Consider the following 20,631-nt stretch of genomic DNA (forward strand, 5'->3'; position numbering starts at 1 on the left):
CTTCCTTCGTTCCATTCATCGCGGCTGCCGCGACATGAATGCCGGTCGGGCAGCTGTAGCCGCCTCGCACCTAAGGATCTCAAGACTCGTGCCAATTTGGCTGATCGAACCGAAGAATAATTTGATGGTTGCTTTTCAGGGGTTTAGCCTGAGGGCCAAAGAAAGGATCGTCGCAACAGACCGTGTAGCGGACCCGACAATGGCGACACAAAGCGTCGGATCGCGATCCTCAGTGCGAGCTGACGTGCTTGCTCACGCGTGTCATCGTGGACACTCCGCGGAATCTTGCGCCACGCTGGCATGCCTTCGATCCAGCCATCCATAGGGCCGCGGATCGAAAGTTCCGCTATATCAGCAACCCGAGGGGACTCGGCTCACTTATCGGCGCAGGAGTTCAGTATCGGCGTCATCGCCTTCACATGTTCGTCCATCCGCTTGAGCACTTTCGCTGCGACAACGTCGCGCTCAGGCAGATGCCACCAGTACTCGTTGACGAGTTTGACCGTCTCGACCACTGCCTTTAGGACTGCCGGCTCCGGAAGCCTTGCGCGGTTCGCAAATGCTTTCCATCGCGGTGCTGCTAGCGCCTTGAACGAGCGCTCTCCTCCAAGCGACAGCGCCATGGCGTCGGCGGGAATATATGGCACAGTGGACAGGACGTCGTAGATTGGTGCAAGCGCCGGCTTGTCGCCGTTTCCGGGATACATCAAAGACCAATTCTTCAGGTGCATGTCGCCATTGCCGGTGATGACGCTCAGTGCCAGGCGGCGGACGAAATCGAGAGCCGCCGTAGGCGAGACGGCCACGCCAAGAGCCAAGGCTATGTCGTGATAAGCGGCCCCCTCATATTTGCGCGAGGGGTAGACACCGAAGACCTGAGCGAAATCCTCGATGTGTATCCTCTCGCCACCGGCGCCGCGGTCGAAGCGTTTGACGAGAAGGACCTTGCCCTCCGACAGCGTATTGAATTCTTCGGGAACGCCCTCAAAATCGGACTTCTCGACCAGTTCGCATTCAGGAACCTCCATGCCGATTGCTGCTGCCAGCGCCAGGTTGGCGAATTCGTTCTCGGAAACGCCCGGAAACGCCGTCGAAGGGAACTTGGCAATGTACCGGCCCTGCTCGTCGTCCATCGGCAAGGTAAGGCCGCCGCCTTTTCCAATGTTCTTCATGACCGACAGCTTCATCTGCACGCCGGCAAGCGAGAACCGTGCCTTGGGGTGATCCTTTGAGCCATCCTTCGAAACCGTTATCGCGCCGTCACTGGGCAACGCCCGTACGGCTCCCGGCAGATCGGCGCCCAGTGCCGCTAAAAGATCGAAATCATTGCCTGGCCGCACATTGCCTTCGTGATGCCTTTCCATCGCCTCCCGCAATTTCTCCTCCGGCAGGAGGTTCGCGAAGAAAGCGGGCAAGGCGCTTGCCAGAGGCTTTGGATCTTTCCGCAATCCTCCCGTCGCTGCCCGGAACGACAGGCTGAGAACCGGAAAGCCGCCCGTCGCGCGGTAGGCGTCATCGAAGTTGAACGCATTGAAATCGCCCGGCGTCCTGACGATTGTGCCGATCTTCACTGCATTCAAGAGCACGTCCAGTGACGGGATCGTCTTAGGTGCGCGAAAGACTGGAGCCATGATCGTCATCGTCAGGTTGAGAAACAAAGGCGGGTCGATCGTCATCATCATGCGGACGCAATAGAGCCTGGACAGCCGGCACCATAGCTTGCGGAACCAGCATCATTTCCAGACCGAGCGCGCGAGCGATATTCATGAGCGTCGTCGCACGCGCGGCTGCGGCTCCCTTTTCGATGTCGCGATATCGGGGACGGGATATACCCGCCAAATCGGCGACCTGCTCCTGCGTCATCGCAGCGGCCAACCTCGCCTGCCTGAAAAACCCACCGATTTCCCGTAGAATTTCCGATTGAGAGTCCATAACGCAACCTATACGATCTATTCCAATGCGCGATGGTACGCAAAGGTATCTCATCCAGCGAGTAGTTTCAATGCTTTATGATCTGTCTACGTATCATATGTGAAGAAAATGGTATGGAAAGAGATCAATCTTCCTCTCTCTTTAGCGCCGCGCGGCAACGTCGTTCCTCCGAGAACTGAACCGCACCGGGTTTTCCGGAGGCCGTTTCGTTGAGTCACGCGGCCATGGCTGGGTCATACAGAATGGCGTAGTAGCGTTCCTCAGCTTCGGCCGGCGGAATGTTGCCGATGGCCTCCAGCAGCCGGCGATTGATGAACCAATCGACCCAATCGAGCTACCGAACTCGACGGCTTCGAAGTCGCGCCATGGTCCGCGTCGATGGATCACCTCGGCCTTGTAAAGGCCGTTGATCGTTTCGGCGAGAGCATTGTCGTAGCTGTCGCCGACGCTGCCTACCGAAGGCTCAACGCCGGCCTCCGCCAGGCGCTCGGTGTATCTGATAGAGTCGTATTGGGCGGCCTCTATCGCTGTGATGGATCAGCCTGCCCCCCTGCACGGGCCGCCGATCATGGAGAGCCTGTTTCAGAGCGTCCAGAACGAAGCTGGCATGCGCCGTCCGGCTCACCCGCCAGCCGACGATCCTTCGCGCATAGGTGTCGATGACAAAGGCGACATAGACGGAGCCCGTCCAGGTCGCGACGCAGGTCAAGTCGGAGACCCACAGCATGTTCGGCGCCGGGGCATGGAATTGGCGATTAGCGTGATCGAGAGGGCAAGGTGCGGCCTTGTCGCTCACCGTGGTGCGGATCGGCTTGCCGCGGATGATGCCCTCAAGACCCATGGCCCTCATCAGTGGGGCAACCGTGCAGCGGGCGACGTCGAGCCCTCACGCTGTAACTCCCGCCAGACCTTGCGAACGCCGTAGACGCGGAAGTTGGCCTCGAACACGCGTCGGACCTCATCCTTCAAGGCCATGGCCTCATCCCGCTTCGCCCGAGCCGACAGCCTGGAAGGATCGATGCGCTTGGCGACATGGTCGTGGTAGCTCGACGGGGCGATCGGCAGCACCTTCCAGATCGGCTCGACCCGATGCGGTTGCCACGTCCGAAGGCACGCCGGCGAGCACGGTTCATACAGCTGCTGTGGCCACCGTCCACCGGCTTTTCTTCGTAATAGGCCTAGTGCATGCGTCGCTGCAGACGGCCAACTGAAAGAACATTCAGCCAACGGCTATTTGACCTCGGCGCCGATGCACTCGACGGTGGTCCTATGAAAGAGACGGGCTGCTTCAGATGCCGCACAGCCTTCATTTAGCAGAGTCGAGTGATTTCGGAGCGCTGATTGGGTTTGTTTCGGACGGCGTCCACCCTTTCGCCCGCGTTCGCGGGCTGCCTGTAACCGGGGCACCGTGGGCATTTTTAGAATAATACCCGCTAAGGTAATTCGAAGTTGTTTGGATTGACCGGTTAGCTCGGATCGGCCTGGAGCGTTCCCGGGTCGCTCAATCTCGTTCCAGAGATAGTCTTTGGTGAATGCGATATGAGCCAAGGAGCGGTGCGACCTGGGAGAGCAATTCGACGGAATATCGATGCCCTGGCCGCGGACATAACCGACAGGGGCTGAGATGACGGTAAGCGCGTAAGCTAGGCCCCGTGTCAGCATCACCAGAGCTGACAACCCTTGGACGGCTCGCAGCGTCGGGGACGACTATGGGGTGGCGACAAGGCGCAGCTTGAGGTGCCCAGACCGGCGCTTGAGAAGGCTCTAACTCAGGCTGGCTAGACCTCCGACCCGACAAGCTAACACAAAGACGCAACGCACCGTTCGAGTTTATTGCTGGCAACAAGCCGGCTCCCCAATTAGAGGATTTCCCGGCTTAATTTCCAGCGTCGACTTGACTGCAAAAGACTTTCGCTGGAAGTGTCGACCTAGATTCGGGGGGCTCCATAAAATGGCAAGCAAGGCAAAATCGCGGAAGCGCGTTGGAACTCTAGAAGACCGGTTTATGGACGCCGTTAGAGAATTGTCGGGGGGCGGAAAAGTGAGCGTTAAGAACGCAGCCCTTTTCAATAAACTGGGTTGGATAGAAGAACGTTACACGACAACTAAGGACCGCCTGAGGAAGAATGGACTGATAAGAGGAGGTCCCGGTGGGACTATGTCCCTCCCCCAAAATGCGGCTAGCCCCAGTCCCAAGCCTCTCAAGGCGTTTATCTCCTACTCGCATGCAGATGCGGCTATCAAGGTTGACCTTCTAAAGCACCTTACGCCGCTGAGCCGACTTGGTCTTGTCGAGGCTTGGCACGATGGCGAAATCGAGACTGGCGACAAATGGGCGGACGCCATCAAGGGCAATCTAGAGAGCGCCGACATTATCATCCTCCTGATAAGCGTTGACTTTATCAACTCGCGTTATTGCAACCAGATTGAGCTAACTCACGCGATGGAAAGAGAGGCCAACAACACGACGGTTGTTATTCCAGTGATCGCGAGAAATTGCCTGTGGCAGGAAGAGCTCTTCGGCTCTTTTCAGGCGACCCTCAAGGGTACATCGATCGCAAGTTTCAAGGATCGCGACGAAGCTCTGACTTTGGTCGCGGCAGATATCAAGGAAAAAGCCCTTTCCATGCTTGCCAAAAAGAACGGGGTTGCTCCTTCCTAGATGTGCAATCTGCACAAGATCACCACGTCGCAAGAAGCCATACGCCAGTGCACCAGGGCTCTGCGCGACCATCTCAGGCAACCTGAACCGTCCATCGACATCTACCCCAACCAGCCCCCAACCAGCCCGGTCCGGTGGTCCGCAATGCGGCAGACGGGCAACGTGAAGTCGCCAACCTGCTTTGGGGAATGCCGACACCGCTCGAACGGGTCAAGGGCAAGGCCGACTACGGCACGACCAATATCCGCAACCCACAATACGGCCATTGGCAGCAGTATGTTGGGGTTGAGCATCGCTGTGTGGTGCCTGTGACGAGTTTCTCGGAGCCCAGCCCAACACCCGGCATAAGGACCCTGAGACAGGTATTCAGCGGATTGGTTCGCGCTCAATGAGGACCGGCCGCTTTTCTTCTTCGCTGGCCTCTGGACGCCATGGCATGGGGTGCGCAAGGTAAAGGACGGCGCCGGCGATTTCGAGCTTTACGGCTTGATGACGACCGCGCCCAACGCCCTGATCAAGCCGATCCATGCGCCTCTAATGGGCGTTGGGCACCTTGCCGGGAAGTGCTGTGGATAGCCGGAGGCACCTCACGACCGACGGCGCATGACTCGGGGGCAATGTGGATCGGTGCCTAATTTGCATAACACCAAGCAAACAAGGGATTGAGGCTGGCTTACCTTCTCCGTTGCTTGCAGGAATACTCCTTCATTGCAATGGATTTGCACCATCTGCTCCTGCCGGTCTCCCGCCGCACCTGGTGTTCCGGCCCTTTCAGGGGCTCGGCTCGATCGGCGTGACCACCCTGATCAAGCATCGACATAGCCGTCGAATACCGCTTTACTCTCGGCTGTCCGTTCGGGGCATGGCGGGGTGCCTCCCCGATCACGAAGCAGCACCCGAACAAGCCCGTGACCAGCGCGTCCCCGCTTCCGAGACTTTCTCACTCAGTAAGGCTATGCGCCCGCCGCCACCTGCGGGCTACGCCGGCATCAACCGGCGGGCAGATGGGCCGAGGGCAATAAGCGGGCCTGGCGCAACGCCGCCAGATCAGCCGAGCCGGTGCAGAAGCAGGCGACGGCCAACTGGCGGATGACGATCTCGAAATGCGCGACAACGGCCTCGGTGGATACCGTAGCCGCGCGCAGCACGCCGGCTGCCTGCCCGGCGATGTCCGCGCCGAGGCGGATAGCCTTGGCCACGTCGACGCCGTCGCTGACCCCGCCCGACGCGATCAGCTTCACCGCTGGCAGCGCCCGACGTACCGCCTGCACGCTGGCCGGGGTCGGGATCCCCCAATCGGCGAACGCCATCGCAACTGTACGGTCGGCGGCATCGGGGGCCCGCTCGCCCTCCACTGCGGCCCAACTGGTGCCGCCGGCGCCGGCGACATCGATCACCGCCACGCCCGCCTGAACGAGCGCACAAGCCACCGAGGCAGAGAGGCCCGACCCCACTTCCTTGGCCACGATCGGCACGCCGACGCTGCGTGCGGCGCGAGCGATCTGGGCCAGGACGCCGCGCCAGTCGCGGTCGCCCTCCGGCTGTACCGCTTCCTGCAGCGAATTGAGATGGACAATGAGTCCATCGGCCTCTAGTGCATCCACCGCCCGGCGCGCGAGGTCCAGGCCGTCGGCCTCGCGCAGTTGCGCGGCGCCGATATTGGCCAGCAAGGGAACGTCTGGGGCCAGGCGGCGCAACGCGCGCGTCAGCCCCTGGGAGTTGCGGGATTGCAGGCTCACGCGCTGCGAACCGACGCACATGGCGATCCCCAAGGCTTGCGCTGCCTCGCTCAGATGCCGGTTGATGGCCTCGGCGCGTGGCATGCCCCCAGTCATGGAGCTGATCAGCAGAGGCGCGCGCATGGTCTTGCCCAGCAGCGAGGCGCTGAGGTCGATCTGCGTCAGGTCCAACTCGGGCAATGCGCAGTGTTCGAAACGGATGAACTCCCAGCCGGCGGTCTTGGCCCGTGCCGTTCGCCGATTCAGCACTATGTCCAGATGGTCGTCCTTGCGCCGGCTCAACTTGGTGTCGCTGATGCTCGCTCCATCCGCGTCATCGGGCGACGGCGTTGCGTCGGGTCGGACCGACGGCAGCGCGCGCACGCCGCCGTTTTCCGCTCGTTCAGGCCGGCGCACGCTGGGCTGCCCCCGCAAGGTCGCTGCGGTAGCGACTGTTTGAGGTCTGGTAGTACTGCACGCGGATGGCCGCCATGGCTTCGATCAGCGGTCCCCACGGCCGGGGAAAGCGTTCTTGCGCCATCACCCGGTGCAGCATGCGTGTGTGGCCGGCCAGCTCGTCCTTGAGGAACTCCACGACAGGCATGGCCGGATAGCGCTGCAGCAGCAGGATCGCCGCGTTGTTGGCCTCGCCGGCCGACCTATCCTTTTCTTGTCCATGCAGATCGTTCTGCAAGCGCCCTATCGCGGAGATGAGCCGCAGGACCTGGCGAAACGCCGGATGCGCGCGCAAGGTCGCCATCTCCAGCCCCCACAGCAACGACAGGCAACAGAACACGTTCGTGTAGGCGATCGAATCCACGCCGTTCTGCAAGTACTCGGCGTAGGACCAGCGCTCTGCCCCTGCCGCCTGCGCGTGTCCGGCGCGCAGCGCCGCGCAGTAGCACCGGGTATCCTCGAGAAGCTGTGCATAGTCGCGACGATCGTAGGCGAGCCCGGCGAGCGAAGCGCGCAGCACAGCACAGCCCTCGAATCCTGGTAGCGCGCACGGCACGCCCTGCCCCAGCGCCTGCTCCACCGCGGCGAGCTGCTCCTGCGCGATCAGGTCAAGGTCGTTGCAATCGTCCAGCCAGAACAGCAGCGCCAGTTCGCGATAGAAGGCCACGATCAGCGTTTCGTCCAGCGGATCGCGGCCGGTGCGGGCGCTGGTGTCGCGCAGGCTCGGATGGATGCGCTGTAGGATATACTGGCCGCCCCTGACTGCTTCCAGGCCATGCTCGTCGGCGAACCCGGTCAGGGAACGCCCCCATTCCAGCACCTGCTGCAGCGCGCGATCGGTCGGGATCATGGCCCGGCTCCTGTTCCCTCGGCCAAAACATGCCGCCCCCAACGAAGCGCCAGCCACAACCCGGCGAGTTCGGCCACGCGCACCACCCGGGTGGGGCAATACAGTTCCTTGCCGATCCACAGCGGTGTCTGGGGCAGTGCGTGGGCTGCGTGGCGGGCGAGCATCCACTTCAGCGCACGCCCCACCGCCTGCGCGATGCGCCGGCGCCCTGCCGGCTCTTCGCTCCCGTCCAATACGTGCAACGCGAACAGCGCATAGGCGGTTTCCTCGAATGTAGACGCGCGACCGGCGCCCCAGCCGCCGTCGTCGCGCTGCGCCCGCAGCAGCCCCGCCAGCGCGCGCTCGTCGCGCCAATGGGGGTTGCCTTGCGCGAGCGCAGCGACCGCATGCGCGGTGGGATAGAGCCACGAAACGTGCCATTTTTCGTTGTCCCATAGACCGTGCGGGTTGCGATTGGCCTCGACGTAGGCGCTGGTGCCGGCGGCGGGTTTTCCCAGCATTCGCAACGCATGCAGGGCATGGATGTTGGTCGACACCGAGGCATTGCGCTCACCGGGAAAGGTGACGAAGAGCTCGCCGGTTTCGAACTGGCGCAACGCGTCAGCCGCCGGGTCGCGGCCTGCAAGGCGAAGGACGCACAACGCAACGGCGGTGTCGTCCGCATCGGCCGCGAAGTGCAAGGCAGGGCCCAGACCGCGCACCCCGAGGCGGGCGTCGAGCTGCGCGATGATCACTTGCACCGCCTCGGCGAGCGCGGGATGCGCGAACAGACCGGCCAGATGCAGGGTGTACAGCGACCAGCATTGCTCGAACACATTGATCGGCCAGACGTTGGGAAGGACACATTCGATGCCGGTGCGCGTCGCCCGCGATGCCGCCTGCAGATACCCGCCCGTGCGCCCGACGTGCGGCGTTCTTCCCTGTGTCACGGCGTGCGCACGCCACGCGGCGGTGGCCGCCGGACTGATGCCGATGCTGCCGTCGTCGTCCGGGCATGCGGTGGCCGGCGACGTCCCCCAGGCTTCCCAGGAGTGCAGCAACGGATGGCCGCTCGGCAACGTCGCCACAGCCCCCAGCTTGACCAGGCGTGCTTGCCGCAACGGCAACAGCGCCGGGTGGCGCGGAAACGACAAGCCGCCCAGCAAGGATGCGGCCTCGTCGCACAACTGCGGCAGGATCAGCTCCGCGCCGATGGGCGCGTCTTCCGGCACCGCATGCGCATAGGGATCGGGCTGGCGCTCGATGAACCGGGTTGCAGCCTGGACTGCGTCGGCAGCCCCGGGAAGAGGATCGGCACGCTGCAACGCCAGCAGCGCCGCCCAGGTAGGCGCATGGCGAAACAGCGGGAAGTCCGCACTTCCCCATCCGCCATCGGCTCGTTGCTGCGCAATGAGCCACGCGTACGCGTCGTGCCGACCGGTGACGTTGCCGTCGAACTGCAGAGCTCGCGCCGTGTCGTATACGGACGGACCGACGCTGCCGCCGTCGCTCATCTCGCTCAGCAGGTGGCGCAATTCGGAAAGGATCTGTTCGGACAGCGCGTTCACGCGGGATGTTCCTTCTGCAGAGGAATGAGAACAGAAACGGGCAGACTCCGCGCACGTCGCCGCCGACACGGACACAGTGCAGCATGCAGCGCCCGCCGGCCGTCGCAGCAGCACAGCGGCAAGTCCTTACGGATGGGCGCGCTCATGAGTATGGCGCGGACAGATAGACGTTGGCCCGCTGCAGCATCTGCGCCAACCCTTCCGCACGCGGCCCCAGAGGGGAGATGGCCTCCCCGGCCTCGTGCAACAAGTACAGCGCGAACTGGCGCGCTGCCTGCAGCCCCATGATCGACGCGCAGGTCGGCTTCTGCGCGGCCGCGTCCTTGCCGGGGGTCTTGCCAAGAGTGGCGGTGTCCGCTGTCGCGTCGAGAATGTCGTCGGCCACCTGCAACGCCAGGCCATAACAGGCGGTGTAGCGATCGAGCGCACAGTACAGTGCAGCGTGCGCGGCATCCTCCGCGATGGAGTATAGCGCGCCCATGCGAACCGACGCGCGCACTAGCGCTCCGGTTTTCATCCGGTGCATCGCCATGATGCTGTCCAGCCCGGCGTGCTTTCCGACCAGCGACAGATCCATGGCCTGCCCGCCTGCGGCACCCTCGGCGGACACCGCCTGCGCCAGTTCACGCACGAGCGCAATACGATTGTCGCCCGGCGCATCCAGGCTCGCCAGCGTCAGGAAGGCGTGGGCCTGCAGCGCATCGCCGACCAGGATCGCAGTGGCTTCGCCGAACTTTACGTGCACGGTCGGAAGGCCGCGGCGAAGCACGTCGTCGTCCATCGCCGGCAGGTCGTCGTGGACCAGGGTACAGGCGTGCATCATCTCGATGGCGGCGCCGACGTCGTCGAGCATGTGCGCCGGCGTGCCCGCCAGTGCGCCGGCAGCCAGACAGAGCAAGGCTCTGGTGCGCTTCCCGCCACGCAAGGTGGCGTAGCGCATGGCTGCCATCAGCTCTGTCTTACCGTCGTCTTCGGCGCAGAGCAGACGCGCCAGCGCCTGTTCGACCCGCTTTGCGCCGTCCTGCATCCAGATCTCCGGGAGCAGCCCGCCAGATGCGCCGCGCGCCAGCGCGCCCAACCCGCCGAATGCGGAAACGCCGATTCGGTCGCGTGGAGTAGAACCGGTCTGCATGTTGTTCATGTCCTTGTAGCTGAGACGGCCACGGCGAGCGCAAGTCGTCACACGAGTGCGTGCGCCGAGTGCAGCAATGTCGCGCCCCGCCGGCGCCGCTGCCTTGGCACACAGGGCGTGCGACGCCAGCTCATGAGAAGCCTATGCGGATTGCCATGGACGGATGTGCGGTCGGGTAATAGCGCCGGCCTTTTTCGACGTCGCTCAGCAACTGCGGCCGCACCCCGGCCTTGTGCATGGTCAGCGCCAAGGCGATGCAGAACTGCACCATTTCCAGCCATACCAGGTGGTAGCCGATGCAGACGTGTGGGCCGGTACCGAACTGCAGCATGTCCACGGGCCGCATCGGTTCTGTGCGTAGCAGCCACCGCGCCAGGCGGAACTGATCAGGCGCCTCGTGCAGCAGCGCCGAGGTCGAGAAATGCAGCAGCGGGATGCATAGGTGGGTGCCCGCGGGAATGCGCCGTTGGCCGAGTTGCAATTCCTGCAGCGCGCGACGCGGCAGGAGCGTGGTCGCCGGATGCAGGCGCAGTGTCTCGCGGAACAGCGCCTCGGCGACCGGACACTGCGCCAGGTCCGCGTGCCGGGTCGGCACCGCGCCCACGCGTTGCGCCTCCTCGACCAGGGCGTCCCACAGCACAGGCTGCCGCGCCAGCTCGATCACGATCCAGGCCATCGTCGAGGCAGTGGTGTCGTGACCGGCAAGCAGCAGCAAGCGAATATTCGCGACCAGGACGTCATCGGAGAGCGGACCGTCGCTGCTGTCAAAAGCGCTCACCATGTCGTTAATGAACCCGGTGCGCGCGGCATGCGCGCGCGCATCGCGGACGAACCGGCGCAACTGCGCGTCGATCCAGTCGCGGGCGGAGCGGCCGCGCCGTAAAGGCAATCCGGGCAGGTCGACCGGTGGCGCGATGATCAACTGCAGCAATTGCCGGTACTTGCGATGCCATCCCGGCAGGTCCTGCGCGGGGATTCCCATGAGGCTGAAGATGAGCTTCAGCATCAGGTCGCCGGTTTCGCGCAGGATGGTTACCTCGCCGCGGGCGCGCCACGCCTGCACCCGCGCCTGGATGACGGGCGCGAACAGGTCGCCGATCCCGGCCTGGGTCAGTCCCTTGGGCAAGAACGCTGCCTTGATGGCATCGCGCGCCTGCCGGTGCGCGCCGCCGTCCAGGGCAACCAACGTTCCGCCAAGCAATTCGGGCGCGATCTCTTCGATCAGCGCCGAGGACACGTCCTTGTGCTTGAGCAGTGAGAAAGCGTCCGGATCCACACAGGTCATCAGATGTCCGGCAGGGCCGAAATCCAGCCAGAAGTGGCTGCCCAGGGTCCGTTCTGCTCGCTGCAGCAGGCGCGGCAGGTCGCAGACAATGGCGGGAAGATGCCCGACCAGGGGGAAAGCGCCAGGCATGACCGGGATGTCGCACCGCAGCCGGTGCCGACGGTTGAGCGGGTTGAGCAGCATGTCCATCAGCAGCGCGCCGCCGTCGCCGATTCGGTGTCGCCGGCAGGGCGCGCGGCGCAGCTGTTGCCACCGTCCGCGTATGTCGGCACATGCGCCAGCATGCCGCCATCGATGCACACGACCTGGCCGGTGATGAACGCAGCATCGGCGGAGAGCAGGAACGCCACGAGCGCGGCCACGTCCTCGGGGCGGCCGACGCGCTGCAGGAGCTGGTGCCGGCGCAGATGCCGTTGCATGCACTCGTCCAGCTTGGCGAGGAGACGCTCGGTCATGATAAGACCCGGCGCAACCGCGTTGCAGCGAATCTGCGCATGACCGTACTGGGTGGCGAGCGAAGCCGAGAGCATGTTCATCGCCGCCTTCGACGCGCCATAGGACGTCTGCGCCGTGTCACCGCTGAGCCCTTGGCACGACGACATGTTGACGATCGCGCCACCGCCGCGGGCGATCATCCGCGGGATGGCCTGCCGGCAGCAGAGCAGCGTGCCGCGCAGATTGGTCGCCATGGTCTGGTCCCACACTGCCAGGTCCAGGTCGAGGATCGCGCAGTCGCGCGGGGTCAGATGCATGGCGCTCGCATTGTTAACCAGCAGGTCGACCCCCCCGAAGTGCCGCTCCGCCGTCTCCAACAGCGCTGCCACCGCCTGCTCATCGGCGATATCCATGGCTATGGGCAGCGCGTGGCCTGCTTCGGCCGCGATCTGCGCGGTGCAGGCGATGGCCGCCGAGCCATCAATGTCGGCCACCACCACTCTGCCGCCCCCGCGCGCGATGGCGAGAGCGCATGCCTTGCCGATGCCGGCGCCGGCGCCGGTCACCACGGCCACCTTGCCTTCAAACCGTCCCATCGTGCCTCCTGAATTGCATTGTTCTTTCGCGGCATGCCGCTCGGCCTGCGCCGGAGAAGGCGCAGGGTCGGCGCTGGCGCGCTCGTCATGGCCGGCGTCGCTTTCGATCACCCGAATGGCGGCGACCGGGCACTGGTTGGCCGCAAGCCGCACGGGGGCGTGCAGCGCCTGCGGGACCGTCGCCACGCACACTTCGGCCACGCCGTCCGGTTCGCGCTGGCGAAAGGTGCCCGGCAGCGTCAGCACGCACTGCCCGGTAGTTCCGCACAGATCCTGATCGACCACGACGCGCATCTCAGCCCTCCTGCCCATGCAGCCGCACCGGCAGCGCGCGGAACGTCCTAAGGAACGCGGAGGGCTCCCGGGTCGGCTGCTCGGCCAATGCCAGCGTGGGGAAGCGCGCCTGGATCCGCGGCAGGCTTTCGGCCAACTGCACCCGGGCCAGTTGCGCACCAAGGCAGAAGTGGATGCCGTGGCCGAAGGTCAGCATGATCTTCCCGTCGATCGACATGCCAGGACTGGTGCCGCAGAACCGCACGGGATCGAAGCGATCGGGATCGGCGAAGGCGTCCGGGTCGCGATTGCCGGCCGCGATCAGCACGCGCACGTCCGCGTTCTTCGGGATCACCACGCCGCCCATTTCGATGTCGCGCTGGGCGATACGCGGAATGGAGCTGAACATGGCGGGCGCGTCGTAGCGCAGGGCTTCTTCGACGAATGCCTTCACCCCCACGGCATCTCCCTTCAGCCAGTGCCGCTGTTCGGGATACGCCAGCATCGCCAGGACAGCATGGCCGATGGCCGCAGCAGTGGTGGCGAAGCCGCCCAGCAGCATGCCCCAGAGCATGCTGATCAATTCCGCATCCGACAGCGTCTCGGCATCGTCGTCGTGTGCGCCGACCAGCATTGACACGATGTCGTGGCGGGAATCGGTGCGCTTGCGCTGTATGAGGTCGCCGAAGTAGGCCTGCACCCTGGCGCTGGCCTCGTCCCCCGCGGCGAGCTGCGGATCGCTGGCGTGCGGGCTCAGGCCTTCCAGAATGGCGCTGATGCCGGTGACGAGCGCGAGAATGTCGTCCGGGGGCATGCCGAACAGTTCTCCGAAAACCAGCATGGGCAAGGCCAGCGCGAATTCCTGATGCAGGTCCACTGCCTCCCCGCGCTCCAGCGCGGGCGCCATGCCGTCCAGGCGCGCCGCGACAATGCGAGCGATGGTCGGCCTCAGCTTGTCGATCTGGCCGATGGTGAAATCGCGCGAGATCAGCCGGCGCAGACGCGTATGCGTTGGAGGTTCCTTCATCGCCAAAGTGGACGCCAGCAGACTTAGCGACAGGCTGGTCGCCGCACGCGGGAAATAGCGCGCCAGTTCGCCTGGTGCCGGCCCCCGAAAAGCATCGCCAGTGGCTTTAAGCGCCCAGTAGATGTCGGCGTGGCGGCTCAACAGAAAGAGGCCCGACGCCGCGCGATGTACCGGATCGTGCTCGCGCAACCACCGCATGAATGGGTACGGGTCCTGAATGCACGCTGGCGACGCGAGTTCGGCGAAGGCGTCCCGGCATGCTGCCGTGGTTTCTTGCACGTCCATCTTGGTCACCTGTTGGTTGGCTGATCTGATCGGCGCGCGGCAGTCGCGCGGGCAATTCGAGGACATCGCGATTCCTCGTGGCGTCCGCGCATCACCAGAGCACCGGGAACTCCTCGAACCCGCCAGTGATGATCTCCTTGCGCAACTCCAGTTCTTCGGGCGCCACCGCCAGGCGCAGCGCGGGAAAGCGCTTGAAGATCGAACCGAACACCGCTTTGAGTTCCAGCCTGGCCAGCGCCAAGCCGATGCAGCTGTGCGGCCCGTAGGAGAACGCCAGGTGCGGGTTTTCGTCACGTCCGATGTCGAAGATTTCCGGGTCGTCGAAATGGCGCGGATCGAACGACGTCGCCGGCAGGCCGACCAGCACCTTGCTCTCTGCGGGAACATGCACGCCCGCGATGGTCACGTCGGTCCTCGGATAGCGCATGATGCCGTCCCAGCCGGCGCCCGGCGGGTACATGCGCAGGATTTCCTCCACGGCCTTGTCCACCAGGGATGGATCGCCCACCAGGCGTTCCCGCTGTTGCGGATGGCGGAACATGGCCAGCAGGCCAAATTCGATCTGTGCCACGGTGCTCTCGTGCCCCGCCACCAGCATGCCTGCCGCCAGGCCGATCGCCTCTTCCTCGGTCGCCTTGCCCTGGTCGACCGCCGCGAGCAGATCCGTCAGCACGTTGTCGCCCGGATCCTGGCGCTTGTCCCTCATCTTGCCGCGAATGTAGGCGCGGAGTTCTTCCCAGGCCAAGCGCGACGCGCTTCGCGGGCCGCTTTCATGCTGGTGGGTCATCACCTCGTCGGACAGCCCTGCAAAAAAGGCGTGATCCTCGTAGAGCACGCCCATCAGCGCGCCAATGACCATCGCAGGGAGCGGAAAGGAGAGGTGGCGCCGCAGATCGGCGGGCTGGGGCTGGGCCGCCAGCGTCTCGAACAACTGCGCGGTGATCGCCTCCACTTGCTGCGCGAGCTGCTTCACCCTGCCGTTGCTGAAGGCCGGCGCCACGATCGTGCGTAGCCGCGTATGCTCGCCCCCCTCGTGCGAGACCAGCCATCCTGGCGAACCGAGAATCACCGAATCCGGGGTGAATGCCGCCGGCGGCATTCCCGCGGGCCGGAACGCCGCGTCGGTCAACACCGCCTTGGCCTCGTCATAGCCTGTGACCCACCAGCCTTCGTGCCCGGACGGGAAGCGCACGTGGTGGATCGGACCATTGGTGCGTAGCGCCAACATCTCGGGCGATGGCTCAATGTGATCGACGCGCCACATCGGCAGCGTCGGCAAGGGTTGTTCGGACATGGTGGCACTTCACTTAATAGCGAGGGCGGAAGGTGACCGGCGGGCGCTGCGGCAGCGAAGACCTAAGACGGCATATAGATGACGTCCTCCGAAGGCAGACCGATAATCAAGAACGGCTAACGCGTAACTGTCTAGGCACATCGCGCGGCGAGATGCGGAACGTTATCTTGCACCTTCGAGGTCAGGATAAAGTCGGCGCGGTGGGCGTTTGAGCCGCCGCCGGCCAAGCTTTCCTGCGCAAGGTTCGACAAGGGCGGCGAGCTGTTGGGTAGGGCGGTTTCGCCGAGGGGCCTCTGCCCATAGACGCTAAGCAACGCGGATTTGACATTTTGCTTTCTTTCTTCGTTCCATTCGTGTCATTCACGAATGGAAGTCGGTCGGGCTCCCGGCCCGCAACGAAGGTGCTTCAAAACTCGTGCCAATTTGGCCGACCAAAGAAAAAAAATCTGTGATGCTTTTAGGGGCTTAGCCTGAGGCCAGAGAAGAGCTAGGCGAAATAGGCCGGTGTCGCGGGCCAACAAAGGCGACGGAACAGTGTCGGACAGAACGCCTCGGCGACCTTTAGGTCGGGCTTGCGACATTCTGGTCCCAGTTTCGAACATAAGAGGGCGGCAAACAGACACGATTGGGGAATTCGATCCTCACGGGGCCAAGGCGCTTGTCCAAGAGCGCCCGCTAATGGTCGCTGCGACAGGCGCATGTTCGCGATAGCCGTGCCGGCGCGCCCATGAACGCTAGCGCCACACGTTACGCAATGACTGGAGTGCCCTCCAGCCTCAGGTAATGCATCGGCTCGGCTTCCGGTTCGTCTTTGCCCAGCCGGGGCTGAAGCGCCGAATATCCGCACACAGCATCGTTGTTGCCTGTGTGACGAGGCGGTTATAGCGCGCGCCCGATCTTCTAAGACACGGCCTCCGAGAAGGAGGGGCGGTCCAACAGCCCCTCTATTCCAAGTGGCACGCCGCTTGCTGCTCCTGGTTAGAGCACCATCAAATCACGATGAAAGCGACTTGCACCATGGCCGACACGCGAAGCTCCAGACCGTGGCCTGAGGAGACGGTGCCCCTTCCAGCTGAACATCGGGGCATCGTCTCCTCCGGAAGTCCGTTCTGGGTGGCCGCTTTGCGCATGGCTGGTCCGATGCCGGCACGCCAACACGGGCCGCGCGCGCAAATGCGGTTTGCCGGTTCTGTTCAGCATGTGAGTGCCGAAAAGCCTTGTCAAAGGGTCACCCAAGCCAAGGCCGGCGGGTCACTGCCACATATCGACAACACGCTGAACCAGTCCAGTGACGCGGGTCTGTTGCGTAAAGTCACTTTTGAGGCCTGCACATGCTTGCGACATTGGCTACTTCCGGCCGCTATCACTTTTCCTTGGGCACGAGCGCGAGTGATCGATCCCGTTTGCGGCGCCATAGCCGTGGAAAGCAAGCGGCTCGACGGTCTCCAGCTCGCTCAGATCGATTGCGTTCGGATGGCAAAGGCCAGCAGCCAGGACGTTCCCATACGTCGGGATGGAAAAGGAGGTTGCGAGCCGCGAGGTCCTTCCGTGCCCGAGCATACGAGCCTTTTCTCGGTATTGCGCCAGCCTCTGCCAGAATTCAGCGCAGTCTTCTTCAGGAGCAACTTGATGACATTTCAAAAGAAAGTTCCCTTCGTCACCTTTCTCACCCGTGTTCACGATAAGTCGGTCCAGGGGCCAAATCCATATCGCTGGCAAGAAAAAACATCTGACGACTACTTTGCCGGCAAGCGGGTCATCCTGTTCTCGCTGCCTGGCGCCTTCACCCCGACCTGCTCGACCTACCAATTGCCCAAGTTCGAAGAGCTCTATGATCAGTTTGCGAAGCAGGGAATTGACGCGATTTACTGCCTCTCAGTCAACGATGCCTTCGTCATGAATGCGTGGGGAAAGTCCTTGGGCCTGAAGCAGGTCCAGCTCATCCCCGATGGCTCAGGCGAGTTCACACGCAAGATGGGCATGCTGGTTGCTAAGGACAATCTCGGATTCGGGATGCGCTCATGGCGCTACGCCGCCCTGATCAACAATGGCGTGGTGGAGCACTGGTTCGAGGAGGAAGGTTTCTCCGACAACTGCGAGGCCGACCCGTATGGCGTTTCATCCCCGCAAAACGTTCTCGAAACGCTGAAAGCCGCCGCATGACCTAGAAAACGTCTCACTGGCGCCATTGCAGGCCCCAAGAGGCTCCTCGACAGGATTATCGCACTCACCATGCAATCTTCAGCAAGCCTGTTTCAGCGCCAGAAGCAATCCATCGTCGCATCGCCTCAACTCATTGAGTCGATTCGCTTGCTGCAACTGGCGCATACCGAACTGCATCAGTTCGTGGAGGGGGAAATCGAGAAGAACCCGCTCTTGGAATCTGCGTCAAACGATGGCGGGCCTTTTGACGATGCTTCGATTTCGGGAGCGGATCAGCCTGTCGGCTTTGGGGCAAACGCCGTTGAAGGTCCGACCGGGGCAGGGTCGCCTGAACGGCTCGGGCAATGGAAATCACTTCGCAACACGACCAACAACCCGCCGGGCAATGGCCCTTCCCTCGACGAGTTTGCCACCCTCGCCGAAACATTGCACGACCATGTCGCTCGTCAGATCGCCCTCACTGCGTTCACACCACAGGAGCGGCTGATCGCTGGCCAGCTTGCCGCCGATCTGGAAGACACTGGCTATCTTCGGGCAAACCTTTTGGAGCTGGCCGAGAACCTAAATGTCCATGAGGCTGTTGTGGAACGGGTTCTCGGAACCTTGCAGCAATTTGATCCACCGGGAGTTTTTGCGCGAAGTCTCAGAGAATGCCTCGAGATTCAGTTGCGCCAGCGAAACCGGCTCGACCCGGCAATGGCAGCTTTGGTTGCCCATCTTGAAATGCTTGCGCGACGCGATTTTGAGGCGCTGAAGCAGCATTGCGGCGTCGACGAAGAAGACCTTCTCGACATGATGCATGAGGTTCGTGCGCTCGATCCAAAGCCTGGGAACAGATTCGAATCCGGTGCGTCTGAATCAATCATACCCGACGTCTGGGTCACGCCCTCGCCGCAAGGCGGGTGGCAGATCGAACTTGATCCCGCCACGCTGCCGAAGCTGCTGATCAACCAAACCTACTATGCCGAAGTCACGCGTCAGACTGCCCAAAATTCGAAAGATCAAGCATTTCTCGACGAATGCTTGCAAAACGCGAACTGGCTAATCCGCAGCCTCGATCAGCGCGCCAAGACGATTGTTAAGGTTGCGGCTGAAATCGTGCGTCAGCAGGATGCCTTTTTGGAACATGGCGTCGCCCACCTGCGGCCTCTCAATCTTAGAACCGTCGCTGACGCGATCGGCGTGCACGAGTCGACGGTAAGCCGGGTGACCTCGAACAAGTACATGCTTACCCCGCGCGGAGTTTTTGAACTGAAGTATTTTTTCACCGTCGCGATCGCGTCCTGCCAAGGCGGCGATGCGCACTCCGCGGAAGCTGTCCGGCATCGGATCAAAGCGATCATTGCCGCAGAATCTCCCGGCGACGTGCTTTCCGACGAGGACATCGCTGTCCGGCTGAAGGAAACCGGCATTGATGTTGCGCGTCGCACCGTCACAAAGTATCGCGAAGCAATGAACATCCCCTCCTCAGTGCAACGCCGCCGGGAAATGCGCTTGTGTTTTTAGATTTGGGTCAAGGCAGCCTACATCACGTTGCATTGCATCAAAGTGGAGACTTCGTTCATGACCCGATCCGCAGCAGGCGTCATGAACGCTGTTCTGCACGACCCAGAAAAGCCTGTCCCACCGTCTGGTCCCGCATGGGGTGCCATCATTTCGCTTTCCTTGGGCACCTTCGGGCTGGTCACGGCAGAGTTTCTGCCTGTCAGCCTGCTCACGCCCCTCGCGCATGATCTCGGTATCAGCGAGGGAGCGGCTGGACAGGCGATGACGGCGACAGCTATCGTCGGGGCGATCTCGGCGCCGACGGTGGCCATCATCACAAAGCGCCTGGACCGCAGGACCGTAATGTGGACCATGACGCTGCTGCTGATCCTGTCGGACGTTCTGGCGGCCGGCGCGTGGTCGCTGGCGGTTCTCCTGACTGCACGCGTCGTGCTCGGCATAGCGCTCGGAGGCTTCTGGTCGATGTCGGCAGCACTGGCGATGCGACTCGTTCCAAGCCACCTCCTGCCTCGCGCTATGTCGATCATCCTCACCGGCGTTTCCGTAGCTACCGTCTGCGCAGCTCCAATCGGCGCTTATGTCAGCGATATCTGGGGATGGCGAAGCGCCTTCATGCTCGCCGCAGCCGGCGGTGTCGCTACACTGCTCGTGCAGCTCATAACCATTCCGAGACTGCCTCCGATTGGAGTGACTAGCGTCCGCAGCCTGCTGGATGTGGCAAAGATTCCGATGGTCAAGGTTGCGCTTTTTGTCATCCTGCTGGTCGCTTCCGGCCACTTCGCCGGAATCACCTATATCCGCGCCTTCCTCGAAAAGATTCCCGCGCTTGACGTCGAGACGATCTCGCTTGTGTTGCTTGCTTTTGGCATCGGCGGATTCTTCGGCAATTTGGCCGGCGGGCTTCTGGCCGAGTACAGTCTCAAGGCAGTCGCGGCCCTTGCACCGCTGCTCATAGGGATAGCGGCTGTTTCGCTACTGACGGCGGGAGCATCGGCCTTCGCCTCGGGGATTGCGGTTGGCGCGTGGGGCTTTGCCTTCGGCGCGGTGCCGGTGGGATTACAGACGTGGATGGTGCGGCGGGCCGTTCCCGAGCAGGCCGAAAGCGCCGGTGTGCTGATGGTCGTAGCATTCCAAGTGGCAATCGCAGCCGGCGCGATTTTCGGCGGGCTATTGGTGGAGAATGCGGGGATCGCCAGCGCCATTGCCTACAGCGCTGTTGCCACGTTCGTCGCTGCCCTCATAGTTTTCCTGCTCGGCCCGAAGCGCGGAACCTAGATCGCTTGACAGGAGAGATCTCAGCAGCGCAGCGGGACGAGAGGTCCAATCGCATGCACGGCGCGGCGCGATCCTCCGCTTGCGGGCGATGCCCCGACGGGGTTGTGTGCGTCAAGTTCTGCAAAATGGGCGATCATGAAACTGGTCATGCGGCTTGGCGTAGAGCGAGCTTCTTGTGCTCGCGCAGATCATCCA

Annotated in this window: 14 protein-coding genes and 2 pseudogenes; 4 read left to right on the top strand and 12 right to left on the bottom strand. The window is 63.0% G+C overall.

Going from position 1 to position 20,631, the window contains the following annotated elements; genetic code table 11:
- Positions 1-374: 374 nt before the first annotated feature.
- The 3 genes and pseudogenes from NKI06_RS26775 to NKI06_RS26785 all read right to left on the bottom strand — a co-directional run.
- Complete coding sequence (locus tag NKI06_RS26775) at positions 375-1,631, bottom strand: type II toxin-antitoxin system HipA family toxin (protein ID WP_352498736.1); 1,257 nt, start codon at positions 1,629-1,631, stop codon at positions 375-377.
- Positions 1,606-1,932 (bottom strand): helix-turn-helix domain-containing protein, encoded by a 327-nt coding sequence (locus NKI06_RS26780; protein WP_023690557.1) that lies wholly within the window; start codon positions 1,930-1,932, stop codon positions 1,606-1,608. The genes NKI06_RS26775 and NKI06_RS26780 overlap by 26 nt, the downstream gene beginning before the upstream one ends.
- A 214-nt stretch (positions 1,933-2,146) precedes the next feature.
- Positions 2,147-3,018 (bottom strand): annotated as a pseudogene (locus NKI06_RS26785) (IS3 family transposase); the annotation flags it as partial.
- 865 nt (positions 3,019-3,883) lie between these two features.
- On the opposite strand from NKI06_RS26785, the gene NKI06_RS26790 reads away from it, so the two are divergent.
- On the top strand, positions 3,884-4,594 hold the full coding sequence (locus NKI06_RS26790) for a toll/interleukin-1 receptor domain-containing protein (RefSeq protein ID WP_023727169.1): 711 nt from the start codon (positions 3,884-3,886) through the stop codon (positions 4,592-4,594).
- Between the two features lie 989 nt (positions 4,595-5,583).
- On the opposite strand, the gene fni is transcribed toward NKI06_RS26790, so the two are convergent.
- The 9 genes and pseudogenes from fni to NKI06_RS26835 form a co-directional block, all read right to left on the bottom strand.
- The gene (gene fni, locus NKI06_RS26795; protein ID WP_502897663.1) at positions 5,584-6,687 is read right to left on the bottom strand and encodes a type 2 isopentenyl-diphosphate Delta-isomerase; all 1,104 of its coding nucleotides are present in this window, start codon (positions 6,685-6,687) and stop codon (positions 5,584-5,586) included.
- 28 nt (positions 6,688-6,715) lie between these two features.
- Positions 6,716-7,618, bottom strand: a complete 903-nt coding sequence (locus NKI06_RS26800; protein ID WP_352561355.1) for a terpene synthase family protein — start codon at positions 7,616-7,618, stop codon at positions 6,716-6,718.
- Positions 7,615-9,165 (bottom strand): hypothetical protein, encoded by a 1,551-nt coding sequence (locus tag NKI06_RS26805; RefSeq protein ID WP_352987636.1) that lies wholly within the window; start codon positions 9,163-9,165, stop codon positions 7,615-7,617. Before NKI06_RS26805 ends, NKI06_RS26800 begins: the two co-directional genes overlap by 4 nt.
- A 142-nt stretch (positions 9,166-9,307) precedes the next feature.
- Complete coding sequence (locus tag NKI06_RS26810) at positions 9,308-10,297, bottom strand: polyprenyl synthetase family protein (protein ID WP_352561358.1); 990 nt, start codon at positions 10,295-10,297, stop codon at positions 9,308-9,310.
- A gap of 130 nt (positions 10,298-10,427) precedes the next feature.
- A complete protein-coding gene (locus NKI06_RS26815) occupies positions 10,428-11,771 on the bottom strand; it encodes a cytochrome P450 (RefSeq protein ID WP_352561359.1) in 1,344 nt (447 codons plus the stop codon).
- On the bottom strand, positions 11,771-12,613 hold the full coding sequence (locus NKI06_RS26820; RefSeq protein ID WP_352987638.1) for an SDR family oxidoreductase: 843 nt from the start codon (positions 12,611-12,613) through the stop codon (positions 11,771-11,773). Before NKI06_RS26820 ends, NKI06_RS26815 begins: the two co-directional genes overlap by 1 nt.
- A gap of 168 nt (positions 12,614-12,781) precedes the next feature.
- Positions 12,782-12,925, bottom strand: a pseudogene (locus tag NKI06_RS30950) (ferredoxin); the annotation flags it as partial.
- Entirely contained in the window at positions 12,909-14,198 is a 1,290-nt protein-coding gene (locus NKI06_RS26830; RefSeq protein WP_352513575.1) for a cytochrome P450, read from the bottom strand. The gene NKI06_RS26830 and the pseudogene NKI06_RS30950, both read right to left, overlap by 17 nt.
- Positions 14,199-14,289: 91 nt before the next feature.
- Positions 14,290-15,492 carry a cytochrome P450 gene (locus NKI06_RS26835; RefSeq protein WP_352561361.1) on the bottom strand — a complete coding sequence of 401 codons (1,203 nt, stop codon included), beginning with the start codon at positions 15,490-15,492 and terminating at the stop codon, positions 14,290-14,292.
- Between the two features lie 1,629 nt (positions 15,493-17,121).
- On the opposite strand from NKI06_RS26835, the gene NKI06_RS26840 reads away from it, so the two are divergent.
- The 3 genes from NKI06_RS26840 to NKI06_RS26850 all read left to right on the top strand — a co-directional run bounded on the left by NKI06_RS26840 (position 17,122) and on the right by NKI06_RS26850 (position 20,436).
- The gene (locus NKI06_RS26840) at positions 17,122-17,655 is read left to right on the top strand and encodes a peroxiredoxin (protein ID WP_352987639.1); all 534 of its coding nucleotides are present in this window, start codon (positions 17,122-17,124) and stop codon (positions 17,653-17,655) included.
- Between the two features lie 69 nt (positions 17,656-17,724).
- The gene (gene rpoN, locus NKI06_RS26845; RefSeq protein WP_352543322.1) at positions 17,725-19,161 is read left to right on the top strand and encodes an RNA polymerase factor sigma-54; all 1,437 of its coding nucleotides are present in this window, start codon (positions 17,725-17,727) and stop codon (positions 19,159-19,161) included.
- A gap of 57 nt (positions 19,162-19,218) precedes the next feature.
- Positions 19,219-20,436, top strand: coding sequence for an MFS transporter (locus NKI06_RS26850; protein WP_352543512.1), 1,218 nt, complete (start codon positions 19,219-19,221; stop codon positions 20,434-20,436).
- Positions 20,437-20,631: the final 195 nt, after the last annotated feature.

Origin of the sequence: Mesorhizobium sp. M0772 (assembly GCF_040320135.1) — a bacterium.
Lineage (GTDB): Bacteria > Pseudomonadota > Alphaproteobacteria > Rhizobiales > Rhizobiaceae > Mesorhizobium.

Excerpts from the sequence above, each read along its gene's own strand:
- NKI06_RS26810 (WP_352561358.1), bottom strand. The coding sequence starts at position 10,297 with ATGCAGACCGGTTCTACTCCACGCGACCGAATCGGCGTTTCCGCATTC.
- NKI06_RS26780 (WP_023690557.1), bottom strand. The coding sequence starts at position 1,932 with ATGGACTCTCAATCGGAAATTCTACGGGAAATCGGTGGGTTTTTCAGG.
- NKI06_RS26840 (WP_352987639.1), top strand. The coding sequence starts at position 17,122 with ATGACATTTCAAAAGAAAGTTCCCTTCGTCACCTTTCTCACCCGTGTT.
- NKI06_RS26850 (WP_352543512.1), top strand. The coding sequence starts at position 19,219 with ATGACCCGATCCGCAGCAGGCGTCATGAACGCTGTTCTGCACGACCCA.
- NKI06_RS26775 (WP_352498736.1), bottom strand. The coding sequence starts at position 1,631 with ATGGCTCCAGTCTTTCGCGCACCTAAGACGATCCCGTCACTGGACGTG.
- NKI06_RS26815 (WP_352561359.1), bottom strand. The coding sequence starts at position 11,771 with ATGGACATGCTGCTCAACCCGCTCAACCGTCGGCACCGGCTGCGGTGC.
- NKI06_RS26835 (WP_352561361.1), bottom strand. The coding sequence starts at position 15,492 with ATGTCCGAACAACCCTTGCCGACGCTGCCGATGTGGCGCGTCGATCAC.
- NKI06_RS26830 (WP_352513575.1), bottom strand. The coding sequence starts at position 14,198 with ATGGACGTGCAAGAAACCACGGCAGCATGCCGGGACGCCTTCGCCGAA.
- NKI06_RS26790 (WP_023727169.1), top strand. The coding sequence starts at position 3,884 with ATGGCAAGCAAGGCAAAATCGCGGAAGCGCGTTGGAACTCTAGAAGAC.
- NKI06_RS26820 (WP_352987638.1), bottom strand. The coding sequence starts at position 12,613 with ATGGGACGGTTTGAAGGCAAGGTGGCCGTGGTGACCGGCGCCGGCGCC.
- rpoN (WP_352543322.1), top strand. The coding sequence starts at position 17,725 with ATGCAATCTTCAGCAAGCCTGTTTCAGCGCCAGAAGCAATCCATCGTC.
- NKI06_RS26800 (WP_352561355.1), bottom strand. The coding sequence starts at position 7,618 with ATGATCCCGACCGATCGCGCGCTGCAGCAGGTGCTGGAATGGGGGCGT.